General features: G+C 65.9%; 14 protein-coding genes. 8 read left to right on the top strand and 6 right to left on the bottom strand.

From position 1 onward, the window contains the following. Nucleotide 1: 1 nt before the first annotated feature. The 7 genes from SLQ30_RS23075 to SLQ30_RS23045 all read left to right on the top strand — a co-directional run bounded on the left by SLQ30_RS23075 (nt 2) and on the right by SLQ30_RS23045 (nt 7297). Entirely contained in the window at nt 2-1171 is a 1170-nt protein-coding gene (locus SLQ30_RS23075) for an LLM class flavin-dependent oxidoreductase (RefSeq protein ID WP_319449072.1), read from the top strand. Further along, nucleotides 1168-2388, top strand: coding sequence for an SfnB family sulfur acquisition oxidoreductase (locus SLQ30_RS23070; RefSeq protein ID WP_413468135.1), 1221 nt, complete (start codon nt 1168-1170; stop codon nt 2386-2388). The genes SLQ30_RS23075 and SLQ30_RS23070 overlap by 4 nt, the downstream gene beginning before the upstream one ends. 77 nt (nt 2389-2465) lie before the next feature. Beyond that, nucleotides 2466-3536, top strand: coding sequence for an aldo/keto reductase (locus SLQ30_RS23065; protein ID WP_319449071.1), 1071 nt, complete (start codon nt 2466-2468; stop codon nt 3534-3536). 218 nt (nt 3537-3754) lie between these two features. Beyond that, a complete protein-coding gene (locus tag SLQ30_RS23060) occupies nt 3755-4402 on the top strand; it encodes an ABC transporter permease (protein ID WP_319449070.1) in 648 nt (215 codons plus the stop codon). Then, nucleotides 4399-5559, top strand: coding sequence for an ABC transporter ATP-binding protein (locus SLQ30_RS23055; protein WP_319449069.1), 1161 nt, complete (start codon nt 4399-4401; stop codon nt 5557-5559). The genes SLQ30_RS23060 and SLQ30_RS23055 overlap by 4 nt, the downstream gene beginning before the upstream one ends. After that, complete coding sequence (locus tag SLQ30_RS23050; RefSeq protein WP_319449068.1) at nt 5556-6323, top strand: ABC transporter permease; 768 nt, start codon at nt 5556-5558, stop codon at nt 6321-6323. The genes SLQ30_RS23055 and SLQ30_RS23050 overlap by 4 nt, the downstream gene beginning before the upstream one ends. Beyond that, nucleotides 6323-7297, top strand: a complete 975-nt coding sequence (locus SLQ30_RS23045; RefSeq protein ID WP_319449067.1) for a glycine betaine ABC transporter substrate-binding protein — start codon at nt 6323-6325, stop codon at nt 7295-7297. Before SLQ30_RS23050 ends, SLQ30_RS23045 begins: the two co-directional genes overlap by 1 nt. 20 nt (nt 7298-7317) lie before the next feature. On the opposite strand, the gene SLQ30_RS23040 is transcribed toward SLQ30_RS23045, so the two are convergent. Further along, complete coding sequence (locus tag SLQ30_RS23040) at nt 7318-8700, bottom strand: styrene monooxygenase/indole monooxygenase family protein (RefSeq protein WP_319449066.1); 1383 nt, start codon at nt 8698-8700, stop codon at nt 7318-7320. Between the two features lie 111 nt (nt 8701-8811). Next, nucleotides 8812-9375 carry a TetR/AcrR family transcriptional regulator gene (locus SLQ30_RS23035; RefSeq protein ID WP_319449065.1) on the bottom strand — a complete coding sequence of 188 codons (564 nt, stop codon included), beginning with the start codon at nt 9373-9375 and terminating at the stop codon, nt 8812-8814. An 82-nt stretch (nt 9376-9457) separates the two neighbouring features. On the opposite strand from SLQ30_RS23035, the gene SLQ30_RS23030 reads away from it, so the two are divergent. Beyond that, complete coding sequence (locus SLQ30_RS23030; RefSeq protein ID WP_319449064.1) at nt 9458-10393, top strand: TIGR03564 family F420-dependent LLM class oxidoreductase; 936 nt, start codon at nt 9458-9460, stop codon at nt 10391-10393. 2 nt (nt 10394-10395) lie between these two features. Here SLQ30_RS23030 and SLQ30_RS23025 read toward each other — a convergent pair whose 3' ends face one another. The 4 genes from SLQ30_RS23025 to SLQ30_RS23010 all read right to left on the bottom strand — a co-directional run bounded on the left by SLQ30_RS23025 (nt 10396) and on the right by SLQ30_RS23010 (nt 15507). After that, the gene (locus SLQ30_RS23025; RefSeq protein WP_319449063.1) at nt 10396-12171 is read right to left on the bottom strand and encodes a SulP family inorganic anion transporter; all 1776 of its coding nucleotides are present in this window, start codon (nt 12169-12171) and stop codon (nt 10396-10398) included. 5 nt (nt 12172-12176) lie between these two features. Then, the gene (locus SLQ30_RS23020; protein WP_319449062.1) at nt 12177-13283 is read right to left on the bottom strand and encodes a sulfate ABC transporter substrate-binding protein; all 1107 of its coding nucleotides are present in this window, start codon (nt 13281-13283) and stop codon (nt 12177-12179) included. Between the two features lie 124 nt (nt 13284-13407). Further along, entirely contained in the window at nt 13408-13899 is a 492-nt protein-coding gene (locus tag SLQ30_RS23015) for a hypothetical protein (RefSeq protein WP_319449061.1), read from the bottom strand. 159 nt (nt 13900-14058) lie between these two features. Continuing rightward, nucleotides 14059-15507, bottom strand: a complete 1449-nt coding sequence (locus tag SLQ30_RS23010) for an FAD/NAD(P)-binding protein (RefSeq protein WP_319449060.1) — start codon at nt 15505-15507, stop codon at nt 14059-14061. Nucleotides 15508-15708: the final 201 nt, after the last annotated feature.

Below are 15708 nucleotides of genomic sequence, written 5' to 3'. Positions count from 1 at the left end.
CATGACCGTGAAGCTGCACTGGTTCCTCCCCACCTACGGCGACAGCCGGCTGATCGTCGGCGGTGGCCACGGGACGCCCGCGGGCGTCGCGCACAGCGACCGCGACGCCTCCGTCGACTATCTGGCCTCAATCGTCCGGGCTGCCGAGACATTCGGGTTCACCGGCGCCCTCATCCCGACCGGGGCGTGGTGTGAGGACGCGTTCGTCACCGCGGCGTTGCTTGCGCGGGAGACCAAGTCGCTGGCGTTCCTGGTGGCGTTCCGGCCGGGGCTGGTGAGCCCGACCCTGTCCGCCCAGATGGCGGCGACCTTCGCCCGCCATGCGCCCGGCCGCATCCTGCTCAACGTCGTCGTCGGCGGCGAAGCCCACGAGCAGCGGTCGTTCGGCGATCACTTGGACAAGGACGCCCGCTACGCACGCTGCGACGAGTTCCTCGAGGTCGTGCGACGGCTGTTCGCCGGCGAGACCGTGACGCTCGAGGGCGACCACGTCCACGTCGAGGAAGCCGCCTTGGCGCTACCTCCGAACCCGGTGCCGCCGTTGTACTTCGGCGGTAGCTCGGCAGCCGCAGGCCCCGTCGCTGCGCGCCACGCCGACGTGTACCTGACGTGGGGCGAGCCACCGGCGGCAGTACGCGAGAAGATCGAATGGATCCGCAAGGAGGCCGCCGATCAAGGCCGCACCGTCCGCTTCGGCATCCGCCTTCACACCATCTCACGTGACACCGCCGACGAGGCCTGGTCGCAGGCGGACAAGTTCATCGCGGCCCTCGACGAGGAGACCGTCCGATCTGCGCAGGCGGGACTGGCCCGCAGCCAGTCCGAGGGACAGCGCCGGATGCTCGCATTGCACGAAGCCAACCGCGCCAACGGATCTTGGCACGACGCACGCAGTCTCGAGATTGCCCCCAACCTGTGGTCTGGGGTCGGATTGGTGCGCGGTGGCGCAGGCACGGCGCTTGTCGGCAGTCACACCGATGTCGCGGACCGGATCGCCGAATACGCCGAGATCGGCATCGACGAATTCATCTTCTCTGGCTACCCGCATCTGGAGGAGCTGTTCTGGTTCGGCGAAGGCGTGGTGCCGATTCTTCGCGAGCGCGGGCTCTTCACGGGCGGTCAGTCAGACGCGGCACCGGCCTCGATCCCGTTCGTCGGCGCTGCGAGGTGAGTTCCTTCACTGCCGTGGACGCGGTGTCCTCGGTTGGTGATGCGACCGCGGTCGCGGAGCGGCTGGCTGCGACATTCGCCGATCAGGCAAGTGTCCGCGACGCCGACCGGGCATTGCCCCACGACGAGGTGCGGACGCTGAAAGCATCTGGGCTGCTGGCACTGTCGGTGCCCGCGGAACACGGCGGACTCGACGCACCTGCGTCCGTGGTGGCCGAAGTGTTCCGACAACTGGCCCATGCCGACCCGTCACTCGCCCAGATTCCGCAGTCGCACTACACCTTTCTGGAGGCGTTGCGACTGCAGGGCTCAGCGGCACAACAGGAGTTCTTCTACGCCCTGGTGCAAGACGGTGCATTGTTCGCCAACGCCCAGACAGAGCGTGGTCCGCACGCGGTGAACCTGGACAGCACCACGCTCACCGCGGCGAGTAGTGGCGGATACGTGCTCACCGGGCGCAAGTTCTATTCCACCGGTGCGCTTTTCGCGGACTGGTTGATCGTGCGCGCATCACTGGCGGACGGCTCCGGCGACGAGCCGACCTCCATTACGCCGAAGGCGATCGCCTTCGTTCCACGCGATGCACCCGGTCTCCAGATCGTCGACGACTGGGACGGTATGGGCCAGCGCACCACAGCGTCTGGCTCGGTGGTGCTCGACGGCGTACGGGTCCCCGTCGACAACGTCGTGCCGTTCTCCCCCATCTTCGACGAGCCGACGGTGTACGGCGCACATGCCCAACTGCTGCACGCCGCAATCGATGTCGGCATCGCGACCGGCGCACTGGCCGAGGGGGTTCGGCAAGCCGCCAAGGCACGGCCGCACTTCGAGGCGGGCGTCGACGCCGCTGCACAGGACCCGACGTTGATCCAGGTCGCGGGGGAAGTGACGGTGACGGTCCGCGCCGCGCAGGCACTCCTTGTCGAAGCCGCCCACCGTGTCGACGCCGCGCGGGCCGAACCTACCGAGGACTCCGCCGCCGAGGCGTCAGTCGCGGTGGCAGTGGCCAAGGTGGCCGCCGTACGCGCCGCGTTGGAGGCCGCCAACGTGCTCTTCGAGCTCGGCGGTACCCGTAGCGCTTCGGCGTCGGGCAACCTATCCCGGTTCTGGAGGGATGCGCGCACCCACACGCTGCACGACGCGACCCGTTGGAAACTGCAGCACATCGGCGGGTACACGTTGTCGGGAACGCGGCCACCGCGCCACGGTCAGGTGTAGAACGCAATCGCCCGGTGAGGTAGTCGCCCCGACCTCGAGCCGCTTTTAGACCACCAGGCCGTTACTACGATGACCTCATGGCCGAAGACCTCGCAATCCCAGACGTCCCCTTCACCCACGATCCCTGGGTGGCCGCCCGTGAGCGTTATGACGCGATGCCGTATCGGCGGGTCGGAACGTCCGGACTTCTGCTACCGGCGATCTCGCTCGGCCTCTGGTACAACTTCGGCGACAACCGGCCGTTCGACACACAGCGCGAAGTGCTGCGGTACGCCTTCGACCGGGGCATCACCCACTTCGATCTCGCCAACAACTACGGGCCGCCCTACGGCTCGGCCGAGGAGAACTTCGGCCGGATGTTGCGCCGCGACTTCAAGCCCTATCGCAACGAACTCATCATCTCCACCAAGGCCGGGTGGGACATGTGGCCGGGGCCCTACGGCCAGCTCGGCGGACGCGCCTACATGCTCGCCAGCCTGGACGAGTCGCTCGACCGCCTCGGGCTCGACTACGTCGACATCTTCTACTCCCACCGCATCGATCCGACGACACCGCTCGAAGAGACGATCGGCGCCCTCGACACCGCGGTTCGCGCGGGAAAGGCCCGCTACGTTGGTATCTCGTCGTACTCGGCCGCCAAGACAGCCGAGTCCGCGGCCATCGCGCAGCGGTTGGGCACCCCGCTGGTGATTCACCAGCCGTCGTACTCTCTGCTCAACCGTTGGATCGAGGGCGGGCTCAACACTGAACTCGCCAATGCCGGAATGGGAGCCATCGCGTTCACCGCGCTGGGTCAGGGTCTCCTGACCGACCGCTACCTGCAGCAGGCCGCAGCCGACGTCGATCGCGCCACGGCCCGTCCGACCTTCGACGACGAACTGGTGACCGACGAGGTCCGGACCCGACTTCATGGACTCGCCGGGATCGCGGAGCGCCGTGGTCAGTCGCTGGCTCAGCTTGCACTGGCCTGGGTACTTCGCGACCCCACAGTGGCGTCCACGCTCGTCGGCGCATCGAGCGTCGCCCAACTCGAGGAGAACCTCGGCGCGCTGGACAACTTGGACTTCACCGCGGACGAGCTGACCGAAATCGACCGGTACGCATCCGATTCCGGTATCGATCTGTGGCGCGAGAGCTCCGACGTGTAGCGACGGCGCAGAGTCACTGAACCTTTCTTGCATTGACCGAGCCTGATTCGAGTTTGAATCGTCGTGAGCAAAACCGTGCGCTGCGTCAACGCCGCGAACGGCTCCACGGATGCCGCCGCTGGCCTAGGTTTCGATATGTCCGAAACGGGTAGAGGGTGACGCACCAGCATGGTGCGGTTCGGGTTTGCTGCCAAGGCACTGAAAGGACGTGAGCGCGGGTGGAGGCGTTGTGGAGGTACGTCACCGACCACCACTCACAGCTCATCTTCGATTCCTATCAGCACGTCAGTGCGGTCGTGCAGAGCGTCCTGCTGGCCACGATCATCGGTGTCGTCGTCGGCATCCTGACCTACCGCAATCGGGTCGCATCGGAACTCGCGACGGCGACGTCCAGCGTCATCCTGACGGTCCCGGCGTTCGCGCTTCTAGGTCTGCTCATCCCGCTGTTCGGCCTCGGCGTGATCCCCAGCGTCACGGCGTTGGTGCTGTACTCGCTGCTGCCGATCATCAGGAACACCATCGTCGGCCTCAACGCGGTCGACCCTGCGCTCATCGACGCAGCGCGCGGAATCGGCATGGGACGCCTGGATACCCTCGGCCGGGTCGAGTTGCGTCTGGTGTGGCCATCGATCCTCTCGGCCATGCGGCTGAGCACCCAGATGTCGATGGGTGTGCTGGCGATCGCGGCCTACGTCAAGGGGCCTGGCCTCGGCAACCTCATCTTTGCCGGGCTGGCGCGAGTCGGTAGTCCGACCGCCCTTCCGATGGCGCTGACGGGGACGCTGCTGATCGTCATCCTGGCCCTGCTGCTCGACGGGGCACTCGTGCTCCTCGGCCGGCTAACCACGTCGAAAGGCATTCGGTGACAGAACAATCCGTAGCGAGCGGGCCCACCGGCGTGCGCATCCATCTCGATCACGTCTCCAAGGTCTACCCAGGTTCCACGCAACCCGCGGTCGACGACGTCTCCCTGGAGATTCCGGCTGGCGAGATCGTCGTCTTCGTCGGCCCCTCGGGCTGCGGCAAGACCACCACGATGCGAATGATCAACCGGCTCAGTGAACCAACGTCGGGCAAGATCCTGATCGGCGACAGGGACGCGTTATCGATCAAGCCCACCGAACTGCGGCGCTCGATCGGCTACTCGATCCAGCAGGCCGGGCTGTTCCCGCACATGACCATTCGGCAGAACGTCGGCCTGGTGCCCGGCCTGCTCAAGTGGGACCGCAAGAAGATCAACGACCGGGTCGACGAGTTGCTCGACCTCGTCGGCCTCGATCCCGGCCAGTACGCCGACCGCTACCCGCGCCAGCTGTCTGGTGGCCAGCAGCAGCGCGTCGGCGTCGCCAGGGCGCTCGCGGCCGATCCCCCGGTGCTCCTGATGGACGAACCGTTCGGGGCCGTCGATCCGATCACCCGCAGCTCACTGCAGGACGAACTGCTGCGTCTACAAACCGAATTGGGCAAGACCATCGTCTTCGTCACCCATGACTTCGGTGAAGCGGTCAAACTGGGCGACCGCATCGCGGTGTTGGGACAGAAGTCGAAGGTGCTTCAGTACGACACGCCACAGGCCATCCTGGCCAGTCCGGCCGACGACACGGTCGCGGGCTTCGTCGGCTCGGGCGCGTCGCTGCGTCAGCTGGGCCTACTGCGCGTCAAGGACGTCGAGCTCAGGGAGCACCCCGCGGCAAAGCTGAACGACACCGTCGAGACCGCACGAAACAAGTTGGCGGGCACCGGGTTCGACTGGCTCGTGTTGCTCGACTCGCGTGACCGGCCAGTCAGTTGGGTGCGCGAGCGCAGACTCACACACGCCAGCGACCTGGCGAGCGTCGCCGAATCCCTCGACGTCGTCAGCACGCAGTCGACGCTGGAGGACGCACTGGAAGCCATCCTGGCCGAAAGCCACGCCTCGGCCGTCGTCGCAGGACCCGGAAGCCGTTACGCCGGCGTCGTGACGCTGGAGACCCTCATCGAGGCCGTCACCAAGCTACGCGCGGAAGCGAATTCGGAACCGTGACGGCGGCCGTCGACACCCCGACCGCGGGGATCAAGCGCGCCGACCAACTGCGCCTGCTGATTCAGCCTGCATTGGTGCTCATCGTCGGAGCGGCGGTGATTTTCTGGGCGTTCGACCGCGACCTCACGGCGACCCAGCAGGAGAACATCAACGCAGGCAACGTGACACTGCTGATCTGGCAGCACCTTCTGATCACCGCCGCGGTGACGGCCATCGTGCTCGCCGTCGGTGTTCCGCTCGGCGTGCTGGTCACCCGGCCCGGAGCAAAACGCTTCCGGCCGTTGGTCATTGGCATCGCCAATATCGGTCAGGCGGCGCCGGCCATCGGTCTGCTGGTGCTGCTTTTCCTGTTGACCGCCAAGACCGGCTTCTGGATCGGCGTGCTCCCGATCGCGCTGTATTCGCTGCTGCCGGTGCTGTCCAGCACCATTCTGGGGCTCAGTGAGGTCGACAGAGCGCTGATCGATGCCGGGAACGGGCAGGGTATGTCCAAGGGCGCACTGCTCCTTCGGGTCGAACTGCCGCTGGCGGTGCCCTACATTCTTGCCGGCCTTCGGACGTCGCTTGTACTGGCGGTGGGGACGGCTACGCTCTCGTTCCTGGTCAACGCGGGTGGCCTGGGCATCCTGATCGACACCGGATACAAATTGCAGGACGACGTGACCCTGATCCTCGGAAGCGTGCTCGCCGTGTGCCTTGCACTGTTGGTCGATTGGTTCGGCGGCCTGGCCGAATTCTACTTGGGCCCCAAGGGACTTCGCTGATGCGCCGCGTTCGCGGTGTGATTGCCGCACTCTGCGCGGTCAGCCTGGTGGCCTGCGGGCTCGGTTCGGGCGGCACCGTGCCACTGCGGGTTGGACCGGGCTCGATCAAGCCAACTCCCGGGCTGGATGGCGTGAAGATCACCGTCGGCTCGAAGGAGTACACCGAGCAGGTCATCCTCGGCTACATCCTGGAGTACACACTGTCGGCGGCAGGCGCGGACGTCCGCGACCTGACCGGCATCGTCGGCTCGCGCAGTACCCGAGGGGCCCAGCTGTCCGATCAGGTCGACGTGGCCTACGAGTTCACCGGCAACGCCTGGATCAACTATCTCGGGCACGAGAAGCCAATTCCGGACACCCGCAAGCAATTCGAGTCGGTTCGCGACGAGGACTTGGCCCACAACGACATGGTGTGGCTCGACCCGGGGCCGATGGACGACACGTATGCGCTGGCGGCCAGCAAGGCCGTCGTGGAGCGCACCGGAGTGCGCACGTTGTCGCAGTACGCCGATCTGGTCAAACGCGATCCCGCCGCCGCAAAGACCTGCGTGGACACCGAATTCCGGGCCCGCCAAGACGGCTACCCCGGGATGGCGGCCGCGTACGGGTTCGACCCGGCGCGTGCCGAGACGCCAATCTTGCAGGTGGGCATCATCTATCAGGCCACTGCCGACGCCACCCAGTGCGACTTCGGCGAGGTGTTCACCACCGACGGGCGGATCGCGGCGCTGGACTTGACGGTGCTCGAGGACGACAAGCAGTTCTTCGCGCACTACAACCCGTCGGTGACCATGAAGCGCGCGTTCTTCGAGGCGCACCCGGAAATCGCCGAGGTGACCGCGCCGGTGACCGCCGCGCTGACCAACGACGTCATCATCGAGCTCAACAAGCAGGTCGACGTCGACGGCAAGGATCCGAGCGTCGTCGCGCGGGACTGGATGGTCGCCAAGGGGTTCGTCACCAAGGCCGACTGACGGCCGTCGCGAAGTCTTCGCTAGGCCACCGAGTGCTGCGCCATGGCGCGTTGCCCGTACGTCGAGTACGTGAAGTTTGCGGGCGGCACCCGTGACAGCAGTTCGTCCGCGGATTCGGCCGCCACGTCTGCGATGAATTCGCGCGCCGCGCGGCGAGAGCCGATGCGCAGCAACGGATTCGGATCGGACAGCAGGCCGAACAGCGCGGCGCCGAACGATGGGCTCGCCGCGGCGGCAGGGAAGAACAACTCGCCGTACGGAGCGAATTCGGGGTCGCCGAGAAAGAGCCTTGTGACCAGTAGCGCGGCAGCACCGCGGGTGGACCAGAAGTGTTCGTACCGATCGTGGAGCCACTCCTCGTCGAACGGGCCGTTGTGATCGCGAGCGGCGGCGACGAGCTGAGCGGATTGGATCAGACCGGACTGGGCGCCCTGTGCCCCGATCGGGTCGAACGATATGGCGGTATCGCCGAGGGCCAGCACGGGATGGCCGTTCCTGGTGATGCCGACCGCCTGTCGGACCGTCGGCGTCACCGCACCGCGAAGCCAGGAGTGCGGATCTTGCCGGATGACCTTGGTGGCGGAGACTTCCGGAAGATCCCAGTCGACGTAGTCGCGATGCACGTCGGTGACGATGGCATGCGCTGAGGCAGCGTCCTTGGCCGCCGCGAACCGACGCTCCCAGTCGCTATCTGGTTTGGCGAAACCCAGGAACGACCAGGCCGCCCCAACGTCCTTGTGCAGGTACGGACCCCACCACAGCTCGCCTTGCTCGGTGCTGATGGCGAACGTGTTGTGCTGCCCACCGGTCGGACCGCGGTGCGCGAAGACCTCCGGTCCGTGACCAAGTCCCGTGACAGTGAGCATCAGCAGGCTGCGTTGCGGCCTGTCGTACACGGTGCGGGACTCGTCGATCGCGAACAGGTCCGTCAGCCCGCGTCGCCCGGTCGCAACCAGCGTGAGGTCATGTGCCGCCGCTACGTCGTCGAGCGTTTCGGCGGTGATGGCCGACACGACGAAACGACCACCCGCGGTGCGGAAGTCGCTCAGGCGGTCGTCGACCTTCAGTCGGGTGTCCACCCCGACCGCGCGGATCCCGTTGTAGGTCACGTCGAAGTCGAGGCCGTCCTCACGCGCCGTGCCAGACCCACTGAATACCTGCGTGCTCTGTCCCGTGACGCGAGGCGCGCGGCTGGAGTAATCGTCCAGGCCCAGCTCACGTTCGGCGGCCTGCGCGACGGCGAAGGTCACTGCGGTACCCGAGGCGGGCACGTCGTCACGCAGGCTGTGCCGATGCCGGTCGCTGAACAACGTCACGTCGAAGCCCGCGTTCAGAAATCCAACGGCCGCCGAGACGCCCGTCTGTCCGGCGCCGATGATCGCCACCGATCGCTTGTGGGTCATATCGGAAATGCTGGCCCCAACCGTGGGTGATCGGCAGTCTTTGGTGTGCGCTGATTCTAAGTCGGTGCCGCGCCCCATCCGAGGGTTGCGCCCCCTGATTCGACAACGGGATCAGCTCGGCGGCTTGACGCGTATCCCGTCGATCAGCAAGCCCAGGAGCCGGGCCCGTTGCCCGGCTTGGCGGCCCGGTTGCTCGCCCACCCAGGCGATGGCGGCCGCCACGTCTAGCACGTCGGCGGCCTCGACGTCCGGCCGGAAGGTTCCGGCGCGCACCCCGCGCGCGATGAGCGCCGCGCCCGCATCGCGCGCCATGTGGCACGCATCCGACCCGCCGGACTCAGTCGCCGGTTTGACCAGGGTCTCGGCCAATCCCTTGAATACGCTGCCCTGCTCGATGTAGGCGTCCAGCCAAACTTCCAGCGCTTGAGCCGGATCGGACTCCTCGAGCAAGCCCACTCCCATCTCGTGGATGCCGACCAGACCGTCGTCGATGGCTGCCCGCACCAGCCAATCCCGATTGGGGAAGTGTCGGTAGAGGGTGCCTGGGCCCACGCCCGCCACGCGGGCGATGTCGTCGAGCGAGGCCATGACCCCGTACTCGGCGAACGCCGCGCGCGCGGCATCGAGGAGTCGACGACGGTTGCGTTGCGCGTCGGCGCGCAGCGGTTGCGCCATCAGGACCTCCCTCTCGACAAGCGGAGACTATCTCCGTATAAAGAACGGAGGCAGTCTCCACATTCTACGCAAGGGAGCACACGTGAAGCTCACCGCAATGGCCTACCCGCAAGCCGGGGACCCGTCGGGCATCGAAGGGGTGCTCTCCGAGATCGAGGAGTCGGCAGCGGCCGGCCTCTCCCGGGTCTGGGTGCCGCAGTTGCAACCCGGCCCGGGCGTCGCGAGTTGGGACGCGCTGACACTGCTCACCCTTGCCGGTGCACGAACGCCAAACATCGAATTGGCCACGGGCGTCGTGGTTGCATACACCCAGCATCCGCTGGCACTCGCCCGCCAGGCGCTGACCGTTTCGGCGGGAGTCAACGGACGGCTCATCCTCGGGATCGGCGTCAGCCATCGCTTCGTGGTGTCGGACATGCTCGGGTACTCCTACGAAGCGCCCGCAGCCTTCCTGCGCGAATACCTCGAGGTGCTCGCACCGGCGTTGGCCGGCAAGCCGGTTGATCACCATGGACCGCGCATTACCGCAGTCGGGCAAGTCGAGTTGCCGGGCAAGACACCATCACTGATCACCGCGGCCTTGGGACCCCGCATGCTCGATGTCGCCGGCGCGCTCACCGACGGGACGATAGCGACCTGGACCGGGCCGAAAGCACTTGAACGCCAGATCATTCCGCGAATCAGCAAGGCCGCGGCCGCCGCGGGACGTCCGGCGCCACAGATCATCGTGGGCGTGCCCGTCGTCGTCACCGACGACGAAGAGGGGGCCCGCGCCGAGATTCTCGCCACGATGGGACAGGCCGGCGAAATGCCTGCCTACCGAAGCATCCTCGACGTCGAGGGCGTCGACACGATCGCCGACGTATGCCTGATCGGGAACGAGAAGCAAGTAGCCGCAAGACTGCAACGCTTCGCCGACGTCGGGGTAACGGAGTTCGTCTTCTCACCCCACGGCGACGCCGAGGCGCGTGCCCGGACTACGCAGTTTCTCCACGCGCAGTCGCTCAATGGCGCGTGACCTCAAACCAGGTAGTAGAGCTTCGCGTCTGAGCTGGCCTCGGCAGGCTCCGCGTCGGGTTGTTCGCTAGCGCGCCTCGCCTGCGCGTAACGCACGGCCTTGAGCGTCGCCGAGAACTCCTCTGCTTCCTCGGGAAAGACCTGATCCGGTGGGAACCAGGCTTCGAAGCCGATGTTGGTCAGCACCTTGAGCGTGTCCGGTCGAACGCCGGCAAGCAGAACCGTCACCGGCTTGCCGTTTCGTTCCTTGGCGTTCTCCTCGTGGAGGAACTGCTCCAACCGCTCGATGCATACGGCGTCGGGATCGCGCACCCGCTTCAGCCGCAGAATGACGAATTCGATTCCGTCCGTGTGGATTCGCGCTCGCAGCGCATCGAAGTAACGGTCGAGCTCGGGGGCCGCGCCGAAGAAGAGCTCGCCTTCGAGGTCGTAGATGACCGTGGACAGGTCCGAGGGGTCGTCAGCCAGCCGCTCGCGTACCACGCCCTCGGGCGTGACGACCAGTTCGACGGCCTTGAGCTTCGCGGCCCGCGGCACGAACAGCAGGATCGACAGCGCGATGCCGAGCAGCACAGCCTTGTCGAGATCGATCAGCACGCCAGTCAGCGCGGTGACGATGACGAGTCCGGCGTCGTAACGCGACGCCTTCACCGTGGCGACCAGGCGCTTGAAGTCGACGAGCCGCACCGCGGTGACGAGCAGCAGACCCGCCAGCGCGGCCTGCGGAATGTAGTGCAGCAGTGGCGCGAACAACAGGAGCGCCACCGCCACCGTCGCCGCGGCGACGATACCGGAGAACCGGGTCGCCGCGCCTGCCTGGAAGTTGATGGCCGACCGCGACAGCGAACCCGAACCCGGCAGGCTCTGGAAGAAGCCACCGACGAGGTTGGCCAGGCCCTCTGCCAGGATCTGCCTGTTGTAGTCGATTTTCTGCTGCGACTGGTGCGCAATGGCTTTCGCGATCGACAGCGCCTCGATCAAGCCGATGAAGGCGATCGCCAACGCGCCCTGAGACAGCTGGGCGAGCGTGCCGAGGTCGACCGTCGGGATGTGCGGCGTTGGCAGGCTCTGCGGGACCTTCGCGGCGACGGATACCGCCGACTTGCCGTCGGTGCCCGGGATCGACCAGCCCGCCAGGAACGCGATGACCGAGGCGACGACCAGGACGGTCAACAGATCGAGCTGTGGCCATCCGAAGCGGTTGACAAGTCTTCGCGCGACGACTGCCACGACCACGGCCGTCACACTCAGGATCACCGCGCGGTAGTTGATCGCGTCGCCGTGGAACAGCGTGAGGTACAACCGGTGCAGCACCTGCATCTTGCCGTTGCCCTTGTCCTTCACCCCGAGGGCATTGCCGATCTGCCCGATGGCGAGCAGGAAGGCCGCCGCCAACATGAATCCGATGATGACCGATTCCGAGATATACCGAGTCAGGTCACCGAGTTTGAAGACGGCGATGAGGATTTGGATGACGCCGACCAGAACGCCGAGCAGGAACAGCGACTCGAACAGAACGGTCCGATTCTCCGGATCGATGAACGCCAGCGAACTGAAGACGAGAAGTGAGATCGCGCTGGTGGGTCCGTTGATGAGGTGCGCCGACGAGCCGAAGATCGACGCGATCGCGGTCACGACGATCGCCGAGTAGACCCCGAACTTCGGATCGACACCCGCGATGAGTGCATAGGCGATGCCTTGCGGCAGTGCGACGGCGGCGACGGTGAGCCCTGCGACCAGGTCGCGCCGTCCGGTGACCAAGGAGTACTTCACGCCCATGATATTCAGCTCCCTACCGCGTTGGGAACGATGCGCCCGGGGACGGCGGGAGCCGATGCCGAAACGAGGTCGTAGATACCGTTGTCACCGAAGAACCTCGCCTTGGCGTCGTCCCAGTCCTTCGCGATCGCGCTGATCGGGAACAAGCTGATGTTCGGCAGCCGGTCGGCGTGCTTTGCGAGGATCGCGGCATTCACCGGTCGATACCCGTACTGGGCGAACAGTTCCTGCGCAGGGTCGGTGAATAGATATTCGAGATATGCCTTGGCATTCGCCGCGGTCTTTGGGTCCTTGTTGTTTGCGTCGACCCAGGCGACGGCAGGCTCGGCGTGAATGCTGACCGGCGGGTAGACGAGCTCGAGTTCACCCTTGCTGTCGGCCACCTCGCGCAGCCCCTCGTTCTCCCACGTCAAGTGGACGTCTCCGAGCTGCTGAGTGGCGAAGCTGGCGGACGAACTGCGGGCGCCCGCGTCGAAGACCGCGACGTGCCGGTAGAGCGACTTGAGGTAGTCGAGCGCTTGGGCTGGCGTACCTCCCCGAGTGGTGACCGAACCCCACGCGGCGAGAAAGCTCAGCTGTCCGTTACCCGACGTCCGCGGATCCGGCGTCACGACGGCGACGCGATCCTTGACCAGATCGGGCCAGTCGTGGATGCCCTTGGCGTTGCCCTTGCGGACGACGAAAACGATGGTCGACGTGTACGGCACCGAATTGTTCGGCAGCCGCTTCTGCCAGTCGGGGGCGATCAATCCGCGCTTGCTCAGCGTGTCGACGTCGCTGATCAAGGCCAGCGAGACCACGTTCGCCTTCTCGGTCCCGTCGATGACGCTACGCGCCTGCCGACCCGAACCGCCATGGGACTGCTTGACGTCCAGCGCGGTCCCGCTCTGCTTGCGCTGCTGCTCGGCGAACGCCTTGTCGAGTGCGGCGTAGACCTCCCGCGTCGGATCGTAGGACACGTTGAGGATCTGGTTCGGGGCATCGTCGGGCAGGTTCTTCACCGTGATGAGGAGCCCGGCGAGCACGATGGCCACGACGCCGACGACGCTGAGCCACGGAATGCCGGATCCCGGCGTCCAGCGATTCCACAGTCTTTTCGGACCATCGGCCATCGGTGCACTCCTTGCCATTCGATTGCGCCACAGCGCATCAGACGCATGACCTTAGCGAGCAAATGAGCATCCGACAGCCTCGAGAATCGGCCTGATTTATACCGCCGTTCACCAGGCGTTTGCGTCACAGCTTGGCGAGTACCGCGCCAAGTCGTTCGGAGAGGTCGCCCCTACCGAATTGATAGAAGGGTCCAGCGCCATCGGAGAGCAGCAGGCGCAGCGCAGCCATCCCATGCGGTGTGATCGGATGCGGCGAGTCCAGGCGCAGCGCAAGCGCGTCGATCAAGGCCTCCGCGGCTCGAACGTTGGCCTCGTGTAAGCGAACTCGCGCAGTCAGCGCGTTGTTCGCAGTCCTCCCGTGCGCCTCCCGGATGCTTCTGCGCAGTGTCCGGGCAAGCGCTTGCCGCTCGGGGGTCGAGATGATTCGCTGCGCGTGCGCCGTCACCGCATGGCCAAGGGGTAGCAGCTCGTTTTCCGCCACTAGCCGGTCGAATCGTCCAGGCTGGAGTCGCGCGAAGAGCCGGGCGCTGAGCGGCGCGTAATAGGCGAAGCCGGCATGGGCCTCGAAGACGTCGGTCCAGCCCACGTTCAGCGGTCGTTCGGCGCGTTCAGACACCGAGGCCCTCCTTCGTCGTCGCGCTCCCAGCTGGCGCACCGAACCATGAACGACCCTGCACAGCAATGATCTTCACGTTCAATTGATCGGTGTCGATGATGCCCGTGGACTCAACTCGGCGGCAGGGATGAGATCGGTGGGATTCTTAACTCACGCCCGTCAAATCATGTACTCGAGCTGAAGCTGCTCTTGGTCGTCGTCGACGTGAGCGGCACCAAGCACCGTCTCGGCCACCCGCCTGGCTTGGGAGCGCAACTCTGGCACGGCGATGGTCTCCCAGTAGGTGCCGCGCAGCATCGGCCCCAAGGCGAGCAGCCACAGCGACCGCTCCCCCTCGCTGTTGCGCACCGTGTGGTCGGGATCGACGCGAACCCCCATGTCAGTGGCATCGGGAGCCACCACACCACGGCGGAGCAGATTTTGCAGCAGCGTCGATCGCGTGGCCGTGAACCTGGTGGAAGGCCCCGTCGCGTTGATGACCAGGTCGCCAGAAATCGCCTCGCCATCGGCGAGGTGTACGACGACCCGATCCCCGGATGACTCGAGTTGCTCGATGCCGGTCGCACTGATCCGGAGCTGGCCGGTGAGCTGTGAGCCGGTGAGTCGAGCATGAATGACCGGTGCAATGCGGTGCCGAAACACGTTCCAGCGGGCGGCATGTTCCTTCGCGAACCTCAAGCGCTCGTCCCGACTGAAGCCACTCCAGATGCGCTGCGTGTGCGGACGTAGTTTGTCGACGATGATCGCGGGATTGGCATTGCGCTCGTGCAGGATCAAACAATGTTCGCTAACGAGTGCGTGTAGGTCATCGAGCCCCAGGGTCGCGAGATCCACTCCGCTAGGCGGGAACTCCGGATACTCGATGCCGCGGAAATGCGCATGCGGAAACCAGCCATGGCGGGAGACCGCGTGAATGCCGCCCATCCAACCGAGCTCACGCAGCGTGAGGATGACGTCGACAGCCGACAGCCCCGTCCCGAGGATGACGATGCGTCCTTCATTCAAGGGTAGCCGGTGCTCCCACGGCAGCCAGGGGTTGCCGACCCAGCCCGGGTGCGCCTCAAGGGTTTCGGCACCAGGCAGCGGCGCAGGCGGCTCATTGCCGGTGGCCAGCACGACGCGGTCTGCTTCGAGCGCCGCCCCGTCGGCAAGACGCACCACGCATCCGGCGTCGACCGGCTCGACGTCGACGGCCTCGCCGACGACGAATTCTGCTGAGGCGGGGGCCAATTCACCCGGGCTCTGCAGATGGTGCTGCACGATAGACCTCAGGTAGTCGCCGTAGATCTGGCGCGGAATGAAGCGCTCGCGCAGTTCGAGTTCGGGGACGAGCTCGAACTCCGAACGCGTTCGCAGCCATTGCAGAAAGTGGTTCGGCTCATCGGGAAAGGCGGACATGTTCCGCGCCGCGACGTTGAGCAGATACTCCGGCCGTCGTAGCCCGTAGGCCACGCCCCGCCCTACCGAGCTCTCGTCGTTGACGACGACGATGTGCAGGGGATGCTCGCCGAGCCTGGCGATGTTCACCGCGCTCATCGCACCGCTGAACCCGCCCCCTACTACGACTACCCGCATGGGCCGTCGAGCAGCCGCGGTCGGCGCGCTCATGGATGTTCCTATCGGTCAGTGGGCGGTGTCGCGCCAGCGACGGTCTGCCGCTCAGTTAATGTTCCTCTGCAACCTCGCCCGCCGCCTATTAAAAATCGTGACGCGCAAAATGCCGGGGTCCGTAGCCCAAAGAATCTGCACGACTCCAAACCTGTTCTGCGACTCGCCCGTAGGCATCATCGACGTCATGACCCTCACGGA

Origin of the sequence: Mycobacterium sp. RTGN4 (assembly GCF_033804635.1) — a bacterium.
Taxonomy (GTDB): Bacteria; Actinomycetota; Actinomycetes; order Mycobacteriales; family Mycobacteriaceae; genus Mycobacterium.
This window is presented reverse-complemented; position numbering and strand designations above follow the sequence as displayed.

Bases quoted from the DNA above. Each gene is read 5' to 3' on its own strand.
- SLQ30_RS23075 (WP_319449072.1), top strand. From the start codon at position 2: ATGACCGTGAAGCTGCACTGGTTCCTCCCCACCTACGGCGACAGCCGG.
- SLQ30_RS23065 (WP_319449071.1), top strand. From the start codon at position 2,466: ATGGCCGAAGACCTCGCAATCCCAGACGTCCCCTTCACCCACGATCCC.
- SLQ30_RS23045 (WP_319449067.1), top strand. From the start codon at position 6,323: ATGCGCCGCGTTCGCGGTGTGATTGCCGCACTCTGCGCGGTCAGCCTG.
- SLQ30_RS23040 (WP_319449066.1), bottom strand. From the start codon at position 8,700: ATGACCCACAAGCGATCGGTGGCGATCATCGGCGCCGGACAGACGGGC.
- SLQ30_RS23035 (WP_319449065.1), bottom strand. From the start codon at position 9,375: ATGGCGCAACCGCTGCGCGCCGACGCGCAACGCAACCGTCGTCGACTC.
- SLQ30_RS23025 (WP_319449063.1), bottom strand. From the start codon at position 12,171: ATGGGCGTGAAGTACTCCTTGGTCACCGGACGGCGCGACCTGGTCGCA.
- SLQ30_RS23020 (WP_319449062.1), bottom strand. From the start codon at position 13,283: ATGGCCGATGGTCCGAAAAGACTGTGGAATCGCTGGACGCCGGGATCC.
- SLQ30_RS23010 (WP_319449060.1), bottom strand. From the start codon at position 15,507: ATGAGCGCGCCGACCGCGGCTGCTCGACGGCCCATGCGGGTAGTCGTA.